This is a genomic window from Rhizobium bangladeshense, from assembly GCF_001662075.1.
Classification (GTDB): domain Bacteria; phylum Pseudomonadota; class Alphaproteobacteria; order Rhizobiales; family Rhizobiaceae; genus Rhizobium; species Rhizobium bangladeshense_B.
In genome coordinates this window covers 113,437-136,316 of record NZ_LYPL01000008.1, presented here as the reverse complement: position 1 = coordinate 136,316, position 22,880 = coordinate 113,437, and the positions used below count along the sequence as shown (strand labels likewise).

Here is a 22,880-nt window from a genome sequence, read left to right as displayed (position 1 = left end):
ATGTTCCATTTGTTCCATAAATACCTCTTACGCCACTGGCACCGAAATTGCCGGGGTCAACGGTTCTGGCACGGCGAGAGGCTTTCGAGGCCAGCGTCCGGCTGTTGCTATGGGGTTCACGTTTTGGGCCAGGAAGATTGCATAATGGATCGACGGGAACTCATGATCTACTGGTGGTGATCAGGTGCAAGGCAGAAGTGCCCCTTCTAACCGCTGCTGCTGACAGCTTGCGATCGAATGTCGCCAGCTGCCCCCCATGCGCCTTGGCTAGCGCAAGCAGGTAGGTGTCAGTTACCTGTCCCGAAGTTAGAATTTTCGTGGGATCGATATCAGCTGACCCGACAAGGCTCACATCGTCCGGCCAAAAACTGTGGCCGGGGAGCGACCGCAATTTGCGGACGATCTCCATCACGAGTGACGGTGAACCGGGAGAGTTGGGATATTTGGGGTTGCCGACAATCCGGATGACACCATTTTCGGTAATGGGGCAGGTAGCCCACGCCGGCTGACCCATCGCTGCGAACCATTCGTGCGCATCATCATGGGCTACATGGCCCGGATCGATTAAGGCAATCAGCACATTGACGTCGAGCAGGAAAGTCACGGCAGTTCGTCACGCAAGGCGTTCACGATTTCGAGCGTCACTGGCGGCGCATTCGGGCGAGTTGAAAGGAGAGGAATGCCATTGCGCTCGCCGCTGCTGGGCGGTCGGCGCAGAGAACGTCTCGCCAGCTCAGAAATGACCTCGCCGACGCTTCGGTGCTGCTGGGTTGCCATTGCTTTTGCGGCGATCAGGACATCGTCGTCAATTGCCAAGGTCGTTCTCATATCCGCCTCATCGCGCATCAATCATCACGCATCATATAGAGCAAGTGGTCGGCCGTCTCAAGGTGGATACCGAAAGGACGCACCATTGCGCCAATCTGTTTCACCGGAAGCGGTTGAAATCACATTCTCAAATCCGTGCACGCACCACGTGTCTTGGTTCGAACCTGCTCAAGCCGTCCAGCGCATTGATGTAGCCATCTCATGTATCGGGCCCTGGATGTTTGGTCCCAGGCTTTGATGGGCCATTCGGACATCGTCTCAGATGTCGACAACCAGGCCCTTGGCTTTCAGCGCCGGTGCCAGATTGATGACCTCGATGACCGATTTGCCCGCCTTGTAGGCGGCGATATAGCCGGCTTCGGCGTCTTCGCGGGCCTGCGAGAGCCTGGCGGCTTCCCGCACTTCCTGCCTGCGCACGACCACAAGGCCGTCGGCATCGCCGACAATGATGTCGCCGGGGTTGATGGTCTCGCCGCCGACGATGATCGGGTCGTTCACCGCCGCGATGGTTTCCTTCACCGTGCCCTTGAATCCTGCCCATCACCGATCGCGAATTTGACGGTGGAGCCGGAGCTCTCAGCTTGGTTGCTGCTAATGGTAATTTTGTCGTTTCCCACTCCGCCGGTGATGACGTTTCCAACTCCAGCAGAGATCGTATCATTGCCGGCACCGGCGTCGATCGTATTATTGTGCCAGCCAGAAATCGGGTCATCACCCGCGCCGCCGGTCACCGTATTTTGGAATGCGGCGGAGATCGTGTCGTTGTTGAATCGTGCTGCCGGAGCTAGCGGATATCCGATCATTCCCAGCGCCTCCGCTGATATTCATGAGGAAGCTGCCGCTTATGATGTCGTTACCGGCACCACCGTTCACCGAGCTATTCGGACCCGCACGGATAATGTCGTCGTTGTCGGTGCCAGTGATGCCCGAAAACGCGCCTCCGACAATGAACTGTCCGCCATTTTCTTGCAGAATTCGGGTGATCTGGCCCTCGGCCGGTGCCTTCGCCCATCTTGTACGGTGTCCTTTGCACTTGACGGCAAATCAAAGTTACTTAATCTAAAGACTCGGCAGGACCCGCTGGGAGGAGGGGCCGGCAATAGCGAGCTCTGTCGCACCATCCTTCATCTCCCAAAACCCACGAGTCCGGATTGTTCGCCGCCGATTTTTTGAACAGGGATAAGCCATGCCTTTGACCATTGCCCAACGCCTCGATCGCCTCAAAGTCCGCATTGCGGAGCTCGCGCATTGGCGGGATCGGCAGAGTAGCCCGATCGATGGCTGGACCTTCGAGGGCGAGCCGATCGGCCATCATCAGGACTGGCCGCACCGCCAGGGGGTCGTGCATTTCGCCGCAAGCGCTGAGGCCCCGGTGGGCTGGCCGCTCGAGGATATCCGCCTGCAGCTCGATCTCGGCGGCGAGAGCCTGATTACGCTGAGCTATCCTGATGGTCAAAGTGAGACGTTCGGACTTGATCCCTACCACCAGGAATTTTCGATCAAGGGCCGCCGCTTTTCGATTGCGACGGAAAGCGTCGCGCGCTTTCCCTTCGGCGAGCCGAACCGGGCGCCGAGGCTCAATAAGGCCCGGCTGATCTGGCTCGACGGCCCGGCCCATCGCCTGCATCTTCTGTTGAAGCAGGTGGCAGAAGCGATCGAGGTGCTCGGCGAACATGAAGTTGTGCCGCATATGATGGATGCGGCCGAGCACGCCTTGCGCAGCCTCGACTGGCCGTCGGATACGGCCGCTTACGTCTCCCGCACCGCCGACGCCGTCATGCAGCAGAAGATCTGGGAATTGCCGGAGCTCCAGGAAAATCCGGCGGGCCTTACCGACGAGCAGAGCGCCTCGGCGGCTTCCGCTTTCGAGGCGCTGACGGCGCGGTTGAAGGCGCTGCAGAAACGCTTTCCGCCGAATGGCGAGCTGGTGCTGACGGGCCATGCGCATATCGATCTCGCCTGGCTCTGGCCCTACCGCGAGACGCGGCGGAAGATGCGGCGCACCTTCAACACGGCGCTGTCGCTAATGGAGCGTTCCGACGATTTCCGCTTCAACCAGTCGACCGCCCATTATTACGCGCAGATGGAGGAGGAGGATCCGGAGCTCCTCGATCGCATCAAGCGGAAGGTCGCGGAGGGGAAGTGGGAAACCGTCGGCGGCATGTGGGTCGAACCCGATACCAATATGCCGACCGGTGAGAGCCTCGTCCGCCAGGTTCTCTACGGCCAGCGCTATTTCGAAAAGACCTTCGGCGCGCGCCATTCGGTCTGCTGGCTGCCGGACTGCTTCGGCTTCTCCGGCGCGCTGCCGCAGATCCTGAGGCAAGGCGGGATCGACAGCTTCTTCACCATCAAGGTCAATTGGAGCGAAACCAATCATATCCCTTCCGATCTCTTCTGGTGGAAGGGCCTCGACGGCAGCCAGGTGTTGACCCACACCTTCGACAATCCGATGCAGGGCTATAACGGCTTCGTGCAGGCCGATTGCTACGTGCCGACCTGGAAGAATTTCCGCGGCAAAATGCAGCATCACGCCTCGCTTCTCGCCGTGGGCTACGGCGATGGCGGCGGCGGCGTGACGCCCGAAATGGTGGAGCGCGAAGTGCAGCTACGCGATTTTCCTGCCATTCCGCAGGCGCGCTGGGGCACGGTCAAGGGCTTCTATGAAGAGGCGCACCGCACCGCATCGGAGAAGAGCCTGCCCGTCTGGGACGGCGAGATCTATCTCGAACTGCACCGCGCGACGCTAACGACCCAAAGCGGCGTCAAGCGCAAGCACCGCCAGGCCGAGCGCGCGCTGATCACCGCCGAGACCATCGCTTCGCTTGCCCATATGCTGGGCGCGGACAAGCCCAAGAGCCTGGAGGCGGATTGGCGCGTGGTGCTGAAGAACGAGTTCCACGACATCCTGCCGGGATCGAGCATCCGCGAGGTCTACCAGGATGCCGAGCAGGAGCTTGGCGGCGTTATCGACAATGCCAAGTCCGAGCAGGCAAAGGCCCTGCAGGCGCTTTCGGCCCAACTGCCGAAGGGCGGGATCGGCAATGCCCTCGTCGTCGTCAATCCGTCGCTTGCGCCGCGGACCCTCAGCGCCAAGCTTGCCGACGGCACGGTCGTCGCGGCCGCTGATATCGTCGCCCCTCTGTCCGTTGCCGTCTTCGACAGGCAGGCGCTCAAGCCGGCGGGCGGGCTGAAGGCAGGTTCCGATCGTCTGGAAAACGATCATCTCGCGGTCGTCATCGGCAAGGACGGCGCGGTTGCGAGCCTCGTTCATAAGGCGAGCAGCCGCGAAGCGGTCGACGGCTCGGCAAACCAGCTCTGGGTCTATCCGGCCGACAAGCCCCGCAACTGGGACGCCTGGGATATCGATGCCGATTATGCCGAAAAGGCCGTCCGTCTCGAAGCGCCCGAAAGCATCAGCCTCGTCGAAAGCGGCCCGCACCGCGCGGCGATCCGTGTCGTTCATCGCTACCGGAATTCGAGCGTCACGCAGACCTACGTGCTCAGCGCCAATGCCAAGCGGCTCGACATTGAAACGACGATCGAGTGGCATGACCGCCGCACGCTGCTGCGCACCCTCAATCCCATCGATGTAAAGGCCCGCAAAGCAACGTTCGAATGCGCCTTCGGCATCGTCGAGCGGGCGACACACACCAATACCTCCTGGGAACAGGCGATGTTCGAGGCCGTTGCCCATCGTTTCGTCGATATTAGCGAGCCGGGCTTCGGCGTGGCACTGCTCAACAATGCCAAATACGGTCATAGCGCCCGCGGCAATGTGATCGGCATGAGCCTGGTGCGCGGACCGATCTATCCGGATCCGTTGGCCGACGAAGGCGAGCAGAGCTTCACCTATGCGCTGATGCCGCATGACGGCGCCTGGCATGAAGGCGGCGTTCTCGATGAGGCAATCGATCTCAACCAGCCGCTCGTGACCAATGAGGCCCAGGGCCTTTCAGCCGGCACTTTCGCGCCGCTCACCGTCGCCGGCACTCCCGTCGCCTTTTCCGGCCTGAAAACGGCGGAAGAGGGGGATGGCCTGATCCTGCGCCTCTACGAACCTGCCGGCCGGCGTGGACGCCTCTCCCTTGCGTTGCCGTCCGGATGGTCGGCCTCGCAGCCGCTCAACATTCTCGAAGAGCCGATGGAGCGGAAAGGACCTGCCGAGATCATGCCGTTTGAGATCAGGACCTGGAAGCTGCAAAGGGCCTGAGACTGCTGTTGAGATGACGCCCAGCCGATGCTGGCGTTCACCGCTCCCGATCCGCGCCGTCACGCGAACCAGCCCGTCCGATCGGCTGGTTCCCAGTGCCTATCCGCTTCCGGCGCTGATGCGATAAGTCGTATCTGGCGCGGTTCCCGTCAACGGCAATCAGGCGGATAGCCTGGGAACCAGATGCCCTGGCAAGGTGACTGTTTCGACGGCCCGGACTCCGGTAATCATCTCCACGATCGTGTTGATCATGTCATAAGTGGGCTGCTCGTAAGTCGTCAGGCCATAGGCCGGCGTCGCGCCAAGCGCGATATTGTCGAAACCGGCCACCGCAAGGTCTTGCGGCACGCGGCAACCAAATTCACTGCGGGCCGTATCCATGGCTCCTAACGCCAGAATGTCATTTTCACACATCAACACATCGACGCGCGAGGGGGGCGGGGTAGCGCTCAGATAGGCTCGCGCCGCTTCGGCGCCCGCCTCAGCACTGTACCGGTCTGTATTGAGCTCTACGACGCTCTCGACGCCCTTCCGCCGCCAGAAATTCGCGTAATGATGGCGCCGGCCGAGTGCCGTCGACAGGGTTCTTGCTCCCGTCATGAAGCCCGGACGGCGATAGCCCTTGTCGAACAGGTAATCGACCATTTGGCTGAGGGCGAGTTCCGCATCGCAGGCGATTGCCGGGACGCCGGGGATCTGGCTGTCTCTTGCCAGAACGAACATCGGGGGAAAACCTGGGCCGAGGCGTCGATCGCCGAGAGTTTCCTCCCGAAATGCCGTCCCGAACAGGATCACCGCGTCGAATTGCCGTTGGTCGGCATTGATCAGCGCGTGAACGTGATCGAAGTGCCGATTGATATTGATCAATACAGTCAGTAGTCCCTCCGCCTGCAGGCGCTCGGAGAGCATCTCCAGAACCGGAAGCTTGTGCGGATTGGCGAAGTCGTCGACGAAGACCGCGACCTGATGCGTGATGTTTGTGGCCAGGCTGCGGGCAAGCAGGTTCGGCGAATAGTTCAGCGCCTCGGCGGCCTGAAGCACCTTTTGCCGGCTGGCTTCGGTAATGGATGCACCTGGTGTAAACGCACGGATGACCGTCCATTTCGATACGCCGGCAGCTTCAGCCACCTCCCTTGCCGTCGCCCTTTTGCGCATGACTGTCTCCTCCTGTTTGGAATGAATATTCCATAAGAAAATAAAAATGGAATAGATGCTTGATTTTTGCCGACAATAAAGTAGTTTGCTCGTGCTTGCTACCGGGTGCAAATAGGATTGCTACCGGTAGCAATGGCGGGTCCGTATGAAGCGGACTGTTTTTGGGAGGGTTAGATGAAATTTGGTTTGAAATCGCTTTTCGCGGGCGCTGCCGTCGCTGTTGCATTCATGTGCTCTTCAGCAATCGTCAATGCGGCGGACATTCGCATCGTTGCGGTTACCCATGGCCAGGCCAATGACCCGTTCTGGTCCGTGGTTAAGAACGGCGTCAACGCAGCTGCGAAGGATATCGGCGTCAGCGTCGACTATCGGGCGCCGGAAACATTCGACATGGTCTCGATGGGGCAGCTCATCGATGCGGCCATCAATCAGAAGCCCGATGGGCTGATCGTCTCCATCCCGGACGCATCGGCGCTCGGTCCGTCCATCAAGAAGGCCGTGGCCGCCGGCATTCCGGTTATTTCGATCAACTCCGGATCCGACGTTTCGAAGGAATTGGGGGTGCTTCTGCATGTCGGCCAGGACGAATACACCGCGGGCAAGGCCGCCGGTGCAAAACTGCATGAGCTGGGCGGCAAGGAAGGCTTGTGCGTCAACCAGGAGGTCGGCAATGTCGCGCTCGATCTGCGCTGTAAGGGCTTCGCAGACGGTTTTGGCGGCAAGGTCACGGTTCTGCCCGTCAGCAACGATCCTGCCGACGTTCGCGCGAAGGTCAAGGCGGCACTGAGCTCCAATGCGGCGGTTGATACCGTCATGGCGCTTGGCGCCGGCACCGCCGGCGAGCCGTCCCTGGCCGCTGTCGAGGATGTTGGAATGACCGGCAAGATCAATGTCGCGACCTTCGACCTTTCGGCAGATTTCCTGACGGCAGTGGCCGACGGCAAGGCAGCCTTCGCGATCGATCAGCAGCAGTTCCTGCAGGGTTATCTGCCCGTCGTGTTTCTGGCCAACTACGCCAAATACGGGCTGATCCCTGGCGGTAATGTGCCATCCGGCCCCAATCTTATCACCAAGGAAAAAGCCGCCCAGGTCGTCGATCTTTCCGCCAAGGGCATTCGCTGACCAGAACTGACGGAAGGCATTCTCTCAGAATCTCCTCCCCCTCAAGGGGAGGGGGTTCGGTTGACAGAGCGCGGCCGAGCAGCGCCGCTGCTACCTCGAAATAAAGATTCCACGGGAGGAGTTATGGCTTCGCTTGAGCAGAACACGGCGGCTGCGCCGACGGTTGATGAGCGCGTCAAACAAGTGAGTTTTTTAACACACTTGATGCGGCGGCCCGAATTGGGCGCCGTGGCGGGCCTTGTTCTCGTCATCGTCTTTTTCTTTCTCACTGCAGATTCGACGATGTTTTCTCTTTCGGGCCTGATGACCATCATGGCGCCGGCATCGCAATTGGGAATCCTCGCCATTGCGGCGGCACTGCTCATGATCGGCGGAGAGTTCGATCTCTCGATCGGCTCGATGGTGGCTTTCGCAGGATTGATCTTCGGCGTCATCCTGACCAATTTTGGTCAACCGCTTTCGGTTGCCATCGTCATGACAATGCTGTTTGCGGCGTTCATGGGCGCGATCAATGGGCAGATCGTCATTCACACCCGCTTGCCGTCGTTCATCGTGACCCTGGCATTTCTCTTCATACTGCGCGGCTTGACCCTCGTCGGTCTGAAAGGGGCCACCGGCGGCTCGACGCAGCTTCGCGGCATCGGCGACCATGTGAAGGACAGTCCGCTGCTCGGGCTCTTTTCCGGCGATGCGCTGAAGGGCGTATTCGTCTGGCTCGCAGATCACGACCTGATCGACAAGTTCCCGAACGGCCTGCCGAAGGTCACGGGCATCCCCGTGTCGGTCCTGTGGTTCGTCGTGCTTGCCCTGGCTGCAACATGGGTCCTGCTGCGCACCCGTATGGGCAACTGGATCTTCGCTGCCGGCGGCGATCCGAATGCAGCAAGAAACTCAGGTGTCCCGGTCCATAGGGTGAAAACCGGCCTGTTCGCGTTGACGGCATGTGCCGCCGCGCTGGTCGCCATCATCACCGTGCTTGACGCCGGCTCGACCGACGCCCGACGCGGTTTTCAAAAAGAGTTCGAGGCGATCATCGCTGCCGTCATTGGCGGGTGCCTGCTCACAGGCGGCTATGGGTCGGCGATCGGCGCCTTCTTCGGAGCGATCATCTTCGGCTCGGTCTCCATCGGCCTGACCTATACCAGGTTCGACTCCGACTGGTTTCAGGTCTTCCTCGGCTCGATGCTGCTGCTGGCTGTTCTCTTCAACAATTTCATCCGCCGCAAGGTTACCGGGGAGCGCTGATCATGCCAGACGTCAATAACCGAACGCCGATCATCGAAGTAACCGATATCGTCAAGCACTACGGCTCCGTGATCGCTCTCAACGGCGTGTCGATGCAAGTGTCGGCCGGAGAGGTGCTTTGTCTCCTCGGAGACAATGGTGCGGGCAAATCCACCTTGATCAAGACGCTGTCCGGTGTCGTCCGGCCAAGCGGAGGTGTCTTCCTGGTCGAAGGCAAGCCCGTCAACTTCCGCAGCCCGCGCGATGCCCTCGATGCGGGGATTGCGACGGTCTACCAGGACCTTGCCATGATTCCGCTGATGTCGATCACCCGCAATTTTTTCATGGGGCGGGAGCCACGCAAAGGCATCTTCCCATTCCGTCACTTCGACCTCGCGCACTGCAACGATGTGACGCGCGAAGAGATGCGCAAAATCGGCATTGATATCCGCGATCCCAATCAGGCGGTGGGCACACTGTCGGGTGGCGAACGCCAATGCGTTGCGATTGCGCGTGCGGTCTATTTCGGTGCCAAGATCCTCATCCTCGATGAGCCCACCTCGGCGCTCGGCGTGGCGCAAACTTCGATGGTGCTGAAATACATCCACCAGGTCCGGCAGAACGGACTGGGAGTGATTTTCATCACCCACAATGTTCGGCACGCCTATGCGGTCGCGGACCGCTTCACCATCCTCAATCGCGGCCAGACGCTCGGCACTTTTGCCAAGGCGGATATCGCGATGGACGAGCTTCAGAACCTCATGGCCGGCGGCAAGGAACTGCAGCAACTGTCCGAAGAGCTCGGCGGTACGATCTAGCCCTGGCTTTACCCGGAGGCGGCGACCATTGGCTTTCAAAGGCTGCCCGCTTTTTCTGTCATCAAACATGGAAACGGTCATGAACGACGGTCCGTCGAATATCTCATCCCCCTTTACGCTCGCGGTCTGCGCCGAGATGGTTTTCAAGTCGCTTCCTGTTGTCGACAGGCTGAAGCGTATCACCGAACTCGGCTTCCAGGCCGAGATCTGGGACTGGACGAAACATGACATCGCTGCTCTTGCAAGATCCGGGGCGGTCTTCTCGTCGATGACTGGCTATGTGACCGGCACGCTCGCCGATGATGAAGGCGCGGAAGAATTATTGCGAACCGCGAAGTTATCGATCCCCGTCGCCCAACAGCTGAACTGCCCGCGTCTCAACCTGCACGGTACGGGTCTCGACGGCAACGGGCTGCCGGTCGTCAAGGCCAACGAAGTGACTGGTTCAATGTGGCTCAAGGCGCGCGATACGCTGAACCGCATCGCCGACCTCGGGGAGCAGGAGGGTGTGACTTTCGTGCTCGAAAACCTCAATCAGGCAGTCGATCACCCCGGGACGCCGTTTGCCAAGGCCGAGGATACGCTCGCGCTCGTCTCGTCCGTTAACCGGCCGGCGTTGAAGCTCAATCTGGACCTCTATCATGCCCAGATCGGCGAAGGAAACCTGATCGAGCTATGCCGGCGCGCGCTGCCCTATATCGGCGAAATCCAGGTGGCGGATGTGCCCGGTCGCATGGAACCGGGCACCGGCGAGATCAACTACAAGGCCATCGCCCGGGCGCTCAAGGACATGGGTTACCGCGGCACGATCGGTATGGAGGCCTGGGCTTCCGGCGACGACGAGATGGCGGTTGCCCGCTTTCGCGAGGCCTTCACCGTTTGAATATTTCGATAGTTAAGACCTACATATAATGGAGAGACATCAATGATCAGATTTGGAGTGATCGGCGCCGGCCGCATAGGCAAGGTGCATGCCGCAACTATCGCGGCGAACCCGAAGGCGAAGCTTGCCTATGTGGCGGATGCATTCAAGGCATCGGCAGAGACGCTTGCCTCGCAGACCGGCGCCGAGGTGGGCGACCCGGAGGACGTCATCAATTCCCCAAACGTGGATGCGATCCTTATCGCGACGCCGACCCCGAGCCACGCCGATCTCATCGAGGCGGCGGCGCGAGCTGGCAAGGCGATCCTTTGCGAAAAGCCGGTCTCCCTCTCGGTCGAGCGCATCAATACCTGCCTCGAGGTCGTTGAGAAAAACACGTCGACCTTGATGATCGGTTTCAATCGCCGCTTTGACCCCAACTTCGCGAGTGTGGAAGAGCGCCTGCGCCGGGGCGAAGTCGGCGCAATCGAAATCGTGACGATCACCAGCCGGGATCCAGCGCCGCCGCCTGCCGACTACGTCAAATCCTCCGGTGGTCTGTTCCGCGACATGATGATCCACGACTTCGACATGGCCCGCTTCCTCATGGGCGAGGAATTCGTCGTCGTGAACGCGCTTGGGTCGTCTCTCGTCGACAAGGCAATCGGGGCCGAGGGCGATGTGGATACCGCCGCCGTGCAAATGCAGACGGCTTCGGGCCGCATTGCCGTCATCACCAATTCTCGCCGGGCGACTTATGGCTATGACCAGCGCATTGAAGTGCATGGAGCTGCCGGTATGCTTGCGGCGAAGAATATCCATGCGACGAGCGTCGAGCTTTCCAATGCAAACGGCGTCAGCGGCGATCCTGTTCAATATTTCTTCCTCGAACGCTATGCACAGGCCTACGCCAACGAGATCAACGCCTTCATCGAAGCGATCGACAGTGGCAACCCCTCGCCGAGGCCAGGGGGGCTGGATGGCCTTCAGGCTCAGAAATTGGCAGAGGCCGCCACTGTGAGCTGGCAGACAGGCAGGCCGGTTGCCGTCAATTGACGTCATGGCGATGCAGTCCGGTCCACATCGCAAGCTGCGTCGCCCATTCCCCCAAATGCGACGATTTATCCTGCTCGAAACGCATCTGCCACGGAGGCGCCAATGTCAGCCATGCGTCCTTTGAGAGATCAACGTCCTCAAACTTTTCAGGAACTGAAACAGTTCATCGCTGAGGGACGAATCCTCCTCCCACACCAAGTGGAACAGGTGGCCAGGCGGATGCTTGAGCAGCCGGACATGATTGCCTTCGAGAGCGCTGCAGCAGTCGCAAAAAACTGCGGCGTTTCGCAAACGACAGTTATAAGGCTGAGCAGCCTTCTCGGAATTGGATCGTACCGGTGCCTGAAGAAACTCTGTGCCAGCTATGTTCGAGAACGCTCCAAAGGTATGTTGCATCCGCATTAAGTCTCCCAGCCGCCATCGCGCAACCGTCGATCCGATGCGCTTCAACGGGTGAAGATGCCACCACCGAACCGGAGGTCGTTTCAGCCCTCCAGGCCGAGGCTCGTCTGCAGGCGGTTGATATAGGCTTCGAGGCCGCCGACCATATCGAAGCGATCAGGCTCGCGCAGCCAGAGCATCTGCAGGCCGTCCATCACGGCGATCAGTTCGGCCGCCATCGCTTGCCCGTCGATGCCGGCATTGATCGTGCCGTCGGCGACGGCCCGCTCGAAAGTCGCGGCGATGTGCTTCTGCATCTCCGTGGTGCGATCGAGAAACCAGGCCTTGGCGGGGTGGTCCTTCATCAGGCTTTCGGCATTCAGGATGGCGAAGGCCCTGATGACCTCGATCATTCCGGCGTTGCGGCGGAAGATTTCGACCATGCCCCTGAGCAGGCCGCGAAGATCGGCGCGATAGTGGCCGATGAAATCGGCGCTATCGAGATCGCGCTTGGCGAGGATCGCCAGCAGCAGATCGACCTTGGTCGGGAAGTGATGCAACAGACCCGGCAGCGACAGGCCGACATCGCGGGCGATATCGCCGATCGCCGCGTTCTGATAGCCGTCTTCGGCAAAGCGCCGCATCGCCGCCGCCAGAATCTCCGCACGGCGTGTCTCCCCCTTGCGGGAGCGGCGGCGGCGCTTTTCCTCCGCGCCATTCTGTTCTGACAATTCTGCCATCGTTCCCCGCTACTTTCCCATGCTCTCCTTCCATACATCAGCTTTGCCCGATTGACATCTTAAAAATACCGAGTAATCGGTAGGTTTAAGAGCTTGCTTGGGAGGTTTGCATGATCGATTCCATTCTCGACCAAATGACGCTGGAGGAGCAGGTCTCGCTGCTGTCGGGCGCCGATTTCTGGACGACGGTTCCAGTCGAGCGTCTCGGCGTGCCGAAGATCAAGGTGACGGACGGGCCGAATGGAGTGCGCGGCGCCGGCTCATTGGTCGCCGGCGTCAAGGCTACTTGCTTTCCCGTCGCCATTGCGCTCGGGGCCAGCTGGAATCCAGGCCTGGTCAAGCAGATGGGCGCGGCACTTGCGCGCCAGGCAAAGAGCAAGGGTGCCGCCGTGCTGCTCGCGCCGACGGTCAATATCCATCGCTCCGGCCTCAACGGCCGCAATTTCGAATGTTATTCCGAAGACCCGATGCTGACCGCGGAAATGGCCGTCGCTTATATCGAGGGCGTGCAGGGCGAGGGGATCGCAGCGACGATCAAGCATTTCGCCGGCAATGAATCGGAGATCGAGCGGCAGACCATGTCTTCCGATATCGACGAGCGGACACTTCGCGAAATCTACCTGCCGCCCTTCGAACAGGCGGTGCAGCGCGCCGGCGTGATGGCCGTCATGTCCTCCTATAACCGCCTCAACGGCACCTATACGAGCGAGCATCACTGGCTGCTGACCAAGGTGCTGCGCGAGGAGTGGGGGTTCGACGGCATCGTGATGTCGGACTGGTTTGGATCGCATTCGACGGCTGAGACGATCAATGCCGGCCTGGATCTCGAAATGCCGGGTCCGGCGCGCGACCGCGGCGACAAACTGGTCGCGGCCGTGCGCGAGGGCAAGGTCGAGGCCGCGACGGTACGCGCTGCGGCGCGGCGCATGCTGCTTCTCCTCGAGCGGGTCGGCGCGTTCGAGAAGAAACCCGATCTGAGCGAGCGGGCGGTCGACCTGCCGGAAGACAGGGCGCTGATCCGGCGTCTCGGCGCGGAAGGCGCTGTGCTCCTGAGGAATGACGGCATCCTGCCGCTTGCCAAAACCTCCCTCGATCGCATCGCCGTCATCGGCCCTAATGCCGCAAGCGCGCGCGTCATGGGCGGCGGCAGCGCGCAGATCGCCGCGCATTATACGGTCAGCCCGCTCGAAGGCATCCGCGCCTCCCTCTCCAACGCCAACAGCATCAGCCACGCGGTTGGCTGCCGCCACAACCGCCTGATCGACGTGTTCAAGGGCAAGATCTCCGTCGAATATTTCAAGGGCCGCGGCTGCAAGGGCGAGCCGCTGCATGTCGAAACCGTCGACAAGTGCGAATTCTTCTGGTTCGAGTTGCCGTCGGGCGATCTCGACCCGGCCGATTTTTCGGCCCGCATGACAATGCATTTCGTGCCGGAGGAGAGCGGCGATCACGTCTTCGGCATGACCAACGCCGGACTGGCGCGGCTCTTCGTCGATGGCCGGCTAACGGTCGATGGCCGCGACGGCTGGACACGCGGCAAGAATTATTTCGGCACCGCCAATGACGAACAGCGCGGGGCGGTGCCCCTCGAGGCCGGACGATCATACAAGATCACCGTCGAATATGAGCCGTCCACCGCGACTGAGGAGGGCATCAACCTCATCGCTGTGCGCTTCGGCGTCGAAAAGCCGCTCGGCGAAGCCGATATCGAGTCGGCCGTCGAGACGGCGCGCAATGCCGATGTGGCGCTTCTCTTTGTCGGCCGCGACGGCGAATGGGATACCGAGGGACTGGACCTGCCCGACATGCGGCTCCCCGGCCGACAGGAGGAACTGATCGAGCGGGTTGCGGCCGCCAACGCCAACACGGTGGTCGTGCTGCAGACCGGCGGTCCGGTGGAAATGCCCTGGCTCGGCAAGGTTCGCGCCGTGCTGCAGATCTGGTATCCGGGGCAGGAACTCGGCAATGCCGTCGCCGATGTCCTGTTCGGCGATGTCGAGCCTAGTGGGCGCCTGCCGCAGACCTTTCCGAAGACGCTTGCCGACAATTCCGCCATGACGGGCGATCCCGCCGTCTATCCCGGCAAGGATGGCCATGTGCGCTACGCCGAAGGCATCTTCGTCGGCTATCGTCATCACGATACACACGCCGTCGAACCGCTCTTCCCCTTCGGCTTCGGCCTCGGCTATACCCGCTTCCGTTGGAGCGAGCCGCGGCTGTCGGCCGGCGAAATGGGTTCCGACGGCGTCACCGTCAGCGTCGACCTGACCAATGTCGGCGACCGTGCCGGATCCGAACTGGTGCAGCTCTATGTGCGTTCGCCAAAGACCAAGGTGGCGCGGCCGGACAAGGAGCTGCGCGCGTTCGCCAAGCTATCGCTGCAGCCAGGCGAGACCGGCACGGCCGTAATGCAAATCCGGCCGCGCGATCTCGCTTATTTCGACGTCGAAGCCGGCGCGTTCCGTGCCGAAGCCGGCAATTACCAGCTGGTCGTGGCGGCGAATGCAGCGGATATCAGGTTCGTGCTCGATCTGCCGTCATCATCCAGCTACGAGTTGCCGTCCTCCTAGACAGGAGGTCCCGGAACCGGTTGGCGCGTCTACGCGGGCGTCGAGTGGTCGAATCTGCGATCAGGCCGCGTCCGGTTGCGCACGCAGATTGGTGACGACACGCCGGTTCTGCACCTTGCAGGAGCGGTCCGTGCAGTCGCGGACTTCTCGATCGTTGCCATAGCCCTTGGCCCACATGCGCTTCGGGTCGACGCCCTTCGAGGCGAGATAGGCCATCGCCGCGTCGGCGCGCCTCTGCGACAGCGTCTCCATCTGGGAGGCAGAGCCGGAATCGTCGGCAAATCCCTGCAGCTTGAGCAGCCAGGTCGGGTTTCTGTTGAGCCAGGCGGCCTGGTTATCCAGCGTTGCCATGGCGACGGAATCGAGGGTGGCGGAATCCTGCTTGAAGTAGATCCGCCGGCCGACATTGAGGATGAAATCCTCTTCGCTTCCGGCCGCGACGTTTTCGAAACCCGGCGCCGGATCATTGGTCTGGCCGGTCATCGGCGCCGCAGTCGGTTCTTCCAGGGAAGCGATCTCGGTGGTGGAGCAGGCGGCAAGCGCCAGGAGCATGGCCGCGGCGAGAAGGCGGCTCGTGTATCCGGTCGTAGCAGACATCAGGGTAAGATTCCTTATTCGACCGGGGTTGTTTGGCTGACCTGCGTGGTGCTCTCGGCCTGGTCGGCAATATGCGGCAGAACCTGTACAGCGGTGCCGATCGGGCAGCGTTGGTAAAGATCGATGGCGTCTTCGTTGAACATACGGATGCAGCCGCTCGAGGCGTCCTTGCCGATGCTCCATGGCTCCAGCGTGCCGTGGAAGCGATAGCCGGTATCGACGCCGTCACGATGCAGATACATGGCGCGAGGCCCGAGCGGATTCTTCGGTGAGCCGCCCGCGACGAATTCGGGCAGTTCAGGATGGCGCTTGCGCATCTCCGGCGGCGGCGTCCAGCGCGGCCAAAGCGATTTGGCGTCGATCGTGGCGCGACCGAACCATTTGAAGCCCTCGCGGCCGACGCCGACCCCATAGCGAATGGCGGTCTTGTTCTCCATGATCACGTAGAGAAAATGGTGCCTTGTGTCGACAACAACCGTGCCGATCGGCTCGCTGCTGAAATACTTGACGACCTGTCGGTGCCACCGCTTGTCGACTTTGGCGAGGTTGGTCTTTCGGAACGTCACGCCATTGTCGACGAGGATGCCGTCAAAATAGGACGAGGCTGCGGCGAATGCCGGTTTCCGAACTGCAGCGGCGCCAAGTAACGCCAAACCACCAAGCAAAATATCCCTGCGGGTCCCCACCATCGGCAATATCCCCCTCAAAGCCAAAGCAGCGGAGTATCAGTAAATCAGATTTTTCATTGGCGACAACAGAAAATTATTTCCCTTCCTAAAGACCGGGATCGAGTTGCGGTCTTCTGGATATATTTGCTTCGATCGTTGATCGAGAGGAGAACGCTACACCCTGCAACCCGCAGATCACTTGAACGGATGGATCCTTGTCAGCAGTCCTGACGCCGCTTCGAAAATATCTGCGTATGCGGTCGACTGCGCTCACGGTTCCAGGAGCGAGTTCGGGGTCATGCATCGTTAAGATGGCAAGCCGACAGGTGCCCCGGTGCAACTTCCTTTTTTGCGGGCACTTCCAGACGGCAGCGATCCATCGCAAACGGGCATCTCGGATGGAAGTGACAGCCTTCCGGCGGGTTTATCGGGCTGGGAAGCTCGCCATCGACGGGCTTGAACTGCCGCTTGCCGGGTTCGATGCGCGGCACCTCGGCCAAGAGCGCTTTCGTGTAAGGATGATTGGGCCGGCTGAAAACCTCCTCGACGGGCGCCTCTTCGACGACCCGGCCGAGATACATGATCGCAACGCGATCGGAAATATGTTCGACGACGCCGAGATCATGGCTGACGAACAAATAGGTCAGGTCAAGCTTGTCGCGAAGTTCCATGAACAGGTTGATGACCTGAGCCTGGATGGAGACGTCGAGCGCTGCGACGCTTTCGTCACAGACGAGGAATTTCGGCTGCACGGCGAGAGCGCGCGCAATATTGACGCGCTGCCGCTGGCCACCGGAAAACTGGTGCGGGTATCGCTTTTTCATGGCCGGGTCGAAACCGGCCAGCATCAGATACCTGTCGACATAGGCGTCGCGTTCCGTCGAGCGGGCAAGTCCATGCGTTCGAGGCGCTTCCCAGATAAGCTCCTCGATGGTCATGCGCGGGTTGAGAGCCGCCATCGGGTTCTGGAAGATCATCTGGCTGGCGAGACCGAACTGATGCTGCTCGCCTTTCGACATGGCGCTTCGGTCGATCCCTTTCCAGAGAATGTGGCCGTGGCTGGGCGACGTGATCCCTGCAATGGCGCGGCCGAGGGTCGACTTCCCGCAGCCGCTCTCGCCGACAAGGCCGACAACCTCTCCGGGTCGAATGCTAAGGCTGACGTTATCAAGCGCTTGAACAACAGGTGCCGGTTTGGCCAGCCTGAGCTTATGCGCGATCTTGGCGGCCAGGTCGGGCTTGGCTCCGAAGCGCTGCGACACGTTCCTCGCTTCGATCAGGGGCGTGGCGATCGCCGTCATCATGCTATCTCTTTCGTAACGGGATGAATGCAGCGGAAGGAGCGGTCGCCTTCCGGCATGAGCGTCGGCATGATCAGGCAGCCGTCGGTCGTCCGGTCACAGCGCGTACGAAAACTGCATCCCTGTGGAAGGCGGTTGATTGCCGGCGTCATGCCTCGAATCTGGTGGAGGGGCTCTCCGCGTCTGTTTTGCGAAGGAACGGACGCGATCAGACCGGCGGTGTAGGGATGGTGAGGATTGGTCAGAACCTTGCCCACCGGGCCGGTCTCGACGAGGCGGCCGGCATACATGACGGCGATCTCGTCGGCCAATCTTGAGACGATCGCCAGATCGTGGGTGATCCAGATCACCGCCGTATTTCCCTCTTCCGTGAGCTTCTGGAATTCGGAAATGATCTGGCTCTGGATCGTCACATCAAGCGCTGTTGTCGGTTCATCGGCGATGATAAGGTCGGGCTTGTGAAGAAGCGCAATGGCAATCGCCACGCGCTGACGCATTCCGCCGGAAAACTGATGCGGGTAGGCGGCAAGCCTTTCTTCAGGGCTTGGTATTCCGACCAGCGCCAAAGCATCCCGCGCCCGCTGCCGGGCGGCATCCTTCGAGACTCGGTCGTGTGCCTGGACGGCTTCCACCATCTGCGTACCGACCGTCAGGACCGGGTTGAGAGTCATCATCGGATCCTGGAATACCATGGCGATCCGCTTGCCGCGCAGCTGCCGCATCTCCTCGTCCGAATATTTCGCGATGTCGGCGCCGTCGAAGATGATCTGGCCGCCGGCCACCCGGCCGGGTCTATCGAGGAGCCGCATGATCGAGAAGCCGGTTACCGACTTTCCGGATCCGGATTCCCCCACAAGACCAAGAACCTTGCCGCGCTCCACAGTGAACGATACGTCGTTGACGGCGCAAAGACTGGGGCGACCTTTGCCGCTACCGAATTCGGTGACGAGATTGCTCACTTGCAGCAATGGGGTCATGACATGTTCCTCGGGTTGAGCACATCGCGCAGCCGGTCGCCGACGAGATTGATCGCCGCGATCGTGATTAGAAGCGCAATGCCGGGGAAGAAGCTGATCCAGTAGAGGCCCGTCAGAAGATACTGGTAGCCGGTCGAGATCAGCATGCCGAGCGAGGGTTCGGTCACGGATGCACCCAGACCGAGGAAGGACAAGGTTGCTTCGAGGCCGATTGCCCTGGCGATCTGCATGGTGGCGATGACGATGACCGGCGCAAGACAGTTCGGCAGTAGGTGCCTGAAGAGGATGCGCCATCCGGGCAGGCGCAGCATCCGGGCCGCCTCGATATATTCCTTCTCGCGCTCGACCAGAGCGGTGCCGCGGACCGTGCGGGCATAGGTCGCCCACTCGGCGATGATCAGTGCGATCACGACATTGGGCACGCCCTTGCCGAGCACGGCGAGCATCATCAGCGCCATCAATATGGTGGGAAAAGAGAGCTGTAGGTCGACGAGCCGCATCATCGCGGTTTCCGTGCGCCCTCCCATGTAAGCGGCGAACAATCCGGCCGAGGTTCCGATGATGGCAGCAGCGAAAGCCGACAGAACGCCTACCAGCAAAGAGGTGCGCAGGCCATAGAGGATGCCGGACAGGATATCGCGGCCCTGGCTGTCGGTGCCGAGGTGATAGACAAGCCCGGTCATGGATTCGGACCCCGGCGGCAGTCGACCATCCATGATGTCGAGCTGCATCAAATCATAGGGATTTTGCGGAGAGATCCATGGCGCAAACAGCGCCAGGCAACAGATGATCACCAGCGTGAGGAAGGCGATCGCGGCTGCCGGAGAGCTGAAGAAATCCGCGATCCCTTTCGACAGACGACTGGGTTCGGGCGTTGGAGCGCTTGTGTCTTGCGTGTTTGGTTCGGCCATGGGTCAAGCCTTTCCTTCCAGCCGGACCCGCGGATCCAGAAGGGTATAACAGATATCGATGATGAAGTTGAGGACGACGAAGAGCAGGACCATCATCATCAGGTAGGCGACGATGACGGGGCGATCGAGAAGGTTGATCGAGTCGATGATGAGCTTGCCCATGCCCGGCCACGCAAAGATGCTTTCGGTGACGACCGAAAAGGCGATAAGCGAGCCGAACTCGAGGCCGATGATGGTCACAACCGGGATCATCAGGTTCTTGAGAACGTGCACGGAAATGATCCGCCGCTCTCGCAACCCCTTGGCGCGGGCAAACTTCACATAGTCCTGGGGCAGGACCTCTTGCACGCCGGCACGGGTCAGCCGCAGAATGAGCGACGTCTTGAACAGAGCCAGGTTGAAGGCCGGCAATAAGAGGTGCCGGATGCCGTCCCCGGTCAGAAAAGACCATTGTGCACCAAGCAGTTCCTGCGTCGGGCCGCGGCCATTCGTCGGCAACCAGCCGAGCTCGACGGAAAACACCATGATCAGCATGAGGCCGACCCAGAAGGTCGGAAGCGAGAAGCCCAGAATCGAGCCGCTCATGATGAGCTTGGAGGAAATCCGATTGGGGTAAAGCCCTGCATACAGCCCAAGCGGCAAGCCGAACAAGAGCGCGATGCCGAGAGCCGCGATCGCCAGTTCGAGCGTTGCCGGGAGACGTTCGAGGATCAGACCCAGCGCCGGCCGCCCATAAACGAAGCTGTTGCCGAAGTCCCCGTGCAGAAGCCCTTGGAGAAACAGCAGATACTGTTTCCAGAGCGGCTGATCCAGACCGTAATGCGCGATAACCAGTGCCCGCTCCGCCTGATTGGCGTCGGGGTTGATGAGGATGTCGACCGGATTGCCGATCACATTGACGCCGATGAAGACAATGATCGTCATCGCGACAATGACAAAGAGCGCCTGTATCAATCGCCTGATAATGGATGTGATCATAGAACCTCTCCTTAGGCGACGGAGATCGCCATCCCGTCGCGCTGCGGATCGGCGGCTCCTTTAGAGACACCGCCTTCAAGCTTGATCGCGTGGACTGCGGCGAATGCGTATGTCTGCGGCGACCGCGCCACCTGGTAGCCCTGCGTCCGCAGCTCGTCCTCGACAGAGTGTCGAATACGATTGCAGATGTCGATCGTGTTTGACACCCCTACGATTCTCGGCGCCGAGACGGCTTCGAGCACCGACATGTCGAAATCGATCATGTTCATCAGGCATTGCGCAACGGCCGGTGCGATATAGCTGCCGCCCGGCGCTCCGATGACGATGCTGGGCTCGTCACCCTTGAAGACGATCGTCGGTGCCGCCGAGCTTGGACGCCGCTTGCCGGGCGCGATGGAGCCGGGTTTGCCCGGAACCGGATTAAAGCGGCTCATCGTGCCATTATACATGAAGCCGAGGCCATCGGTGATCGCGCCCGAGGGACTGCCGAGGGTGTGGGTCATCGCGACGGCGTTGCCGTCCTTATCTATCACCGAGATGTGGGTGGTGTCGCGCTGCGAGCCATCAAGACGCGAAACGCTGGCGACCTCGCCTGCCTTGATCGCGTCGGCATGCGCCTGCGCATGCTCTTTCGACAGCAGCCTTTCGTAAGGCACGTCGACATAGGCGGGATCGCCCATATGCGCGTCCTTGTCGATCGTCATTCGCTTCATGGCTTCGAACAGGATGCGGATATGCTCCGCGCTGCCATGCTGCAGCGAGCCGACGTCGAACTGCTCCATGATATGCAGGAGTTCCAGCATCGGGAAACCCGAGCCTGGAGGCGGTGAGCTGGCAATGACGTTGCCACGATAGTCGCCCCAAACGGGCTTTACTTTCGACAATTCGTAGCGCGCCAGATCTTCCCGATCGATCAAACCGCCATTTGCCTTGAAATCGTCGGCGATCTGTTCGGCCAGGTCGCCGTGATAGAAAATGTCTGACCCGCCGCTTCGCGCGATGCGTTCGAGGGTCTGTGCCATATCGCTGTTGACGATCAGGTCGCCGACGTTTTTGAGTACGCCGTCGGCGTCGAAGTAGGTTTTCCGCCCCGTTGCGGAAAAGCGCAGCTTGTCGATCGTGTTGGCAAAACCGTCGTTCGCCTGGTCCTTGGCCCAATACCAATGCATGTGGTTTCGGATCATGAAACCGTTGCGGGCCAGGCGGATGGCCGGCTTGATGAGATCGGTCCACTCGAAGGTGCCGTAGTCGCGCAGCGCGGTCTCATAGCCCTTCAGCGAGCCGGGGGTGCAGACGGCAAGGTAGCCGATATCGGAGATATTGCCTTCAAGGACGTAGCCGAAGCCGTCGCGGCTCTGGTGCTTGATCTTGTCAAGCCACATGTCCGGCGCAGCCTTGAGCGACGCGCGCGCATAAAATTCGAGGATCTCGTGCACGCCCTTTTTCGGCATGTAGACATGCATGGAGCCGAAGCCGCCGATGCCGGCCATTTGCGGGTCGACCACGCCTTGGACGAAGGCACAGGCGAGTGCCGCGTCGATGGCATTGCCGCCGCGCTCGAGAATTTCCGCGCCGGCTTCGACTGCCTCCGGCTGAGGCGCCACGATCGTTGCATTTCTCATTTTGCGCGCCACTCTTTCAGCACCTTTGCCAGGAAGGCCTTGACGTGACCGAGAACTTTCATTCGGTCGTGAGAGACGCCAGGAACACGATCGAACGTCACGTCGACACCCGCTTCGCGGAATGAGCTCGCCAGGGCGGCAAGCCGCTCGGGCCGCGTTTTGCCGGCATCGTTTGCGCCATCCATATAATATTTGCCGCCCGGCTTATGGGTGATTTCCCAGGTCTCCAGATCGGCGTCGCCGACGATCATATGCACCGGCAGCTTGGCGAGTTCTTCCGACCGGAAGGCCTTGCCGAAGCGCGCCTCCAGATCCCGGATGCCGACCCACCAGTCACGCGTCGGATCCAGAAGGGTGACGGAACCAGGTGCGCCGATCGATGCCGCCCAGAGCTTTTCCGGATGCAGAATGGCGAAACGGTGCACGAAATGGCCGCCACCGGAGAAGCCGAACATGGCGAATTTGGACCAGTCCTGACGGTATTTGTCGGCCACTTCCTCGACCATGGCAAGGACGACGCGATCGTAGCGGATGTCGCCTTCCTCGAGAAACTTGTAGCCGGAACGCGCACCATCACCGAGAACGCCAACCGGGAAGATCGGGCATAGGATGGCACAGTCGTTGTAGAGCCCGAATTCGGCAAAACCGTCGCGGAAATCGATAGCCGATGTGCGCCCGGTGCCGTGGACCGCGACCAGGAGGTCGAGCTTGCGGCCATCTGCCGCCGTCGGCGGCACATAAAGCACCATATGGAGGCGGGGATCGGCCTGAGAGGCGAAGATGGCCGTCTGGCCATAGTCATAGATGGCCTTCGCCCGGGCGACGGCTTCGCCCGTTCCAAGTTCCTGCATGAATGT

21 protein-coding genes and 1 pseudogene are annotated in these 22,880 nt (G+C 60.7%); 8 read left to right on the top strand and 14 right to left on the bottom strand.

The window, feature by feature from the left end:
* Positions 1 to 160 precede the first annotated feature (160 nt).
* The 4 genes and pseudogenes from A7X77_RS17385 to A7X77_RS33985 all read right to left on the bottom strand — a co-directional run bounded on the left by A7X77_RS17385 (position 161) and on the right by A7X77_RS33985 (position 1,631).
* Complete coding sequence (locus tag A7X77_RS17385; RefSeq protein ID WP_064684097.1) at positions 161 to 604, bottom strand: TA system VapC family ribonuclease toxin; 444 nt, start codon at positions 602 to 604, stop codon at positions 161 to 163.
* Complete coding sequence (locus A7X77_RS17380; protein WP_156668123.1) at positions 601 to 828, bottom strand: CopG family transcriptional regulator; 228 nt, start codon at positions 826 to 828, stop codon at positions 601 to 603. Before A7X77_RS17380 ends, A7X77_RS17385 begins: the two co-directional genes overlap by 4 nt.
* 258 nt (positions 829 to 1,086) lie before the next feature.
* Positions 1,087 to 1,356: pseudogene (locus tag A7X77_RS17375) on the bottom strand (4-carboxy-4-hydroxy-2-oxoadipate aldolase/oxaloacetate decarboxylase); the annotation flags it as partial.
* Positions 1,344 to 1,631, bottom strand: coding sequence for a hypothetical protein (locus tag A7X77_RS33985; RefSeq protein WP_064684095.1), 288 nt, complete (start codon positions 1,629 to 1,631; stop codon positions 1,344 to 1,346). The gene A7X77_RS33985 and the pseudogene A7X77_RS17375, both read right to left, overlap by 13 nt.
* Before the next feature lie 383 nt (positions 1,632 to 2,014).
* On the opposite strand from A7X77_RS33985, the gene A7X77_RS17365 reads away from it, so the two are divergent.
* Positions 2,015 to 5,041: an alpha-mannosidase gene (locus A7X77_RS17365; protein WP_064684094.1), complete on the top strand. Its 3,027-nt coding sequence runs from the start codon at positions 2,015 to 2,017 to the stop codon at positions 5,039 to 5,041.
* Between the two features lie 159 nt (positions 5,042 to 5,200).
* Here A7X77_RS17365 and A7X77_RS17360 read toward each other — a convergent pair whose 3' ends face one another.
* On the bottom strand, positions 5,201 to 6,196 hold the full coding sequence (locus A7X77_RS17360; RefSeq protein WP_064684093.1) for a substrate-binding domain-containing protein: 996 nt from the start codon (positions 6,194 to 6,196) through the stop codon (positions 5,201 to 5,203).
* Positions 6,197 to 6,370: 174 nt separating this feature from the next.
* Between A7X77_RS17360 and A7X77_RS17355 the strand changes: the two genes are divergently transcribed.
* The 6 genes from A7X77_RS17355 (at position 6,371) to A7X77_RS17330 (ending at position 11,683) form a co-directional block, all read left to right on the top strand.
* Positions 6,371 to 7,318 carry a sugar ABC transporter substrate-binding protein gene (locus A7X77_RS17355; RefSeq protein ID WP_064684092.1) on the top strand — a complete coding sequence of 316 codons (948 nt, stop codon included), beginning with the start codon at positions 6,371 to 6,373 and terminating at the stop codon, positions 7,316 to 7,318.
* Positions 7,319 to 7,441: 123 nt separating this feature from the next.
* Entirely contained in the window at positions 7,442 to 8,563 is a 1,122-nt protein-coding gene (locus A7X77_RS17350; RefSeq protein ID WP_064684091.1) for an ABC transporter permease, read from the top strand.
* A gap of 2 nt (positions 8,564 to 8,565) precedes the next feature.
* Positions 8,566 to 9,360: an ATP-binding cassette domain-containing protein gene (locus A7X77_RS17345; RefSeq protein ID WP_040142174.1), complete on the top strand. Its 795-nt coding sequence runs from the start codon at positions 8,566 to 8,568 to the stop codon at positions 9,358 to 9,360.
* 79 nt (positions 9,361 to 9,439) lie between these two features.
* Entirely contained in the window at positions 9,440 to 10,243 is an 804-nt protein-coding gene (locus A7X77_RS17340) for a TIM barrel protein (protein WP_156668122.1), read from the top strand.
* Positions 10,244 to 10,285: 42 nt separating this feature from the next.
* The gene (iolG, locus tag A7X77_RS17335; protein ID WP_064684090.1) at positions 10,286 to 11,278 is read left to right on the top strand and encodes an inositol 2-dehydrogenase; all 993 of its coding nucleotides are present in this window, start codon (positions 10,286 to 10,288) and stop codon (positions 11,276 to 11,278) included.
* Positions 11,279 to 11,380: 102 nt separating this feature from the next.
* Complete coding sequence (locus A7X77_RS17330; RefSeq protein ID WP_082928828.1) at positions 11,381 to 11,683, top strand: hypothetical protein; 303 nt, start codon at positions 11,381 to 11,383, stop codon at positions 11,681 to 11,683.
* A gap of 80 nt (positions 11,684 to 11,763) precedes the next feature.
* Here the strand turns inward: A7X77_RS17330 and A7X77_RS17325 are convergent, their stop codons facing one another.
* Entirely contained in the window at positions 11,764 to 12,399 is a 636-nt protein-coding gene (locus A7X77_RS17325) for a TetR/AcrR family transcriptional regulator (protein WP_064684089.1), read from the bottom strand.
* A 110-nt stretch (positions 12,400 to 12,509) separates the two neighbouring features.
* On the opposite strand from A7X77_RS17325, the gene A7X77_RS17320 reads away from it, so the two are divergent.
* Positions 12,510 to 14,969 (top strand): glycoside hydrolase family 3 C-terminal domain-containing protein, encoded by a 2,460-nt coding sequence (locus A7X77_RS17320; protein WP_064684088.1) that lies wholly within the window; start codon positions 12,510 to 12,512, stop codon positions 14,967 to 14,969.
* A 60-nt stretch (positions 14,970 to 15,029) separates the two neighbouring features.
* Here A7X77_RS17320 and A7X77_RS17315 read toward each other — a convergent pair whose 3' ends face one another.
* From A7X77_RS17315 to A7X77_RS17280, 8 genes are all read right to left on the bottom strand, one after another.
* Positions 15,030 to 15,566: an OmpA family protein gene (locus tag A7X77_RS17315; RefSeq protein ID WP_064684087.1), complete on the bottom strand. Its 537-nt coding sequence runs from the start codon at positions 15,564 to 15,566 to the stop codon at positions 15,030 to 15,032.
* 14 nt (positions 15,567 to 15,580) lie between these two features.
* A complete protein-coding gene (locus A7X77_RS17310) occupies positions 15,581 to 16,255 on the bottom strand; it encodes a L,D-transpeptidase (RefSeq protein ID WP_064684086.1) in 675 nt (224 codons plus the stop codon).
* 275 nt (positions 16,256 to 16,530) lie between these two features.
* On the bottom strand, positions 16,531 to 17,535 hold the full coding sequence (locus A7X77_RS17305; RefSeq protein ID WP_064684231.1) for an ABC transporter ATP-binding protein: 1,005 nt from the start codon (positions 17,533 to 17,535) through the stop codon (positions 16,531 to 16,533).
* The gene (locus A7X77_RS17300; protein ID WP_064684085.1) at positions 17,535 to 18,512 is read right to left on the bottom strand and encodes an ABC transporter ATP-binding protein; all 978 of its coding nucleotides are present in this window, start codon (positions 18,510 to 18,512) and stop codon (positions 17,535 to 17,537) included. The genes A7X77_RS17305 and A7X77_RS17300 overlap by 1 nt, the downstream gene beginning before the upstream one ends.
* On the bottom strand, positions 18,509 to 19,423 hold the full coding sequence (locus A7X77_RS17295) for an ABC transporter permease (protein ID WP_064684084.1): 915 nt from the start codon (positions 19,421 to 19,423) through the stop codon (positions 18,509 to 18,511). The genes A7X77_RS17300 and A7X77_RS17295 overlap by 4 nt, the downstream gene beginning before the upstream one ends.
* Before the next feature lie 3 nt (positions 19,424 to 19,426).
* On the bottom strand, positions 19,427 to 20,401 hold the full coding sequence (locus tag A7X77_RS17290) for an ABC transporter permease (RefSeq protein ID WP_064684083.1): 975 nt from the start codon (positions 20,399 to 20,401) through the stop codon (positions 19,427 to 19,429).
* Between the two features lie 11 nt (positions 20,402 to 20,412).
* Positions 20,413 to 22,023 carry a gamma-glutamyltransferase gene (gene ggt, locus A7X77_RS17285; protein ID WP_064684082.1) on the bottom strand — a complete coding sequence of 537 codons (1,611 nt, stop codon included), beginning with the start codon at positions 22,021 to 22,023 and terminating at the stop codon, positions 20,413 to 20,415.
* Positions 22,020 to 22,874 carry a hydrolase gene (locus A7X77_RS17280; RefSeq protein ID WP_064684081.1) on the bottom strand — a complete coding sequence of 285 codons (855 nt, stop codon included), beginning with the start codon at positions 22,872 to 22,874 and terminating at the stop codon, positions 22,020 to 22,022. Before A7X77_RS17280 ends, ggt begins: the two co-directional genes overlap by 4 nt.
* Positions 22,875 to 22,880: the final 6 nt, after the last annotated feature.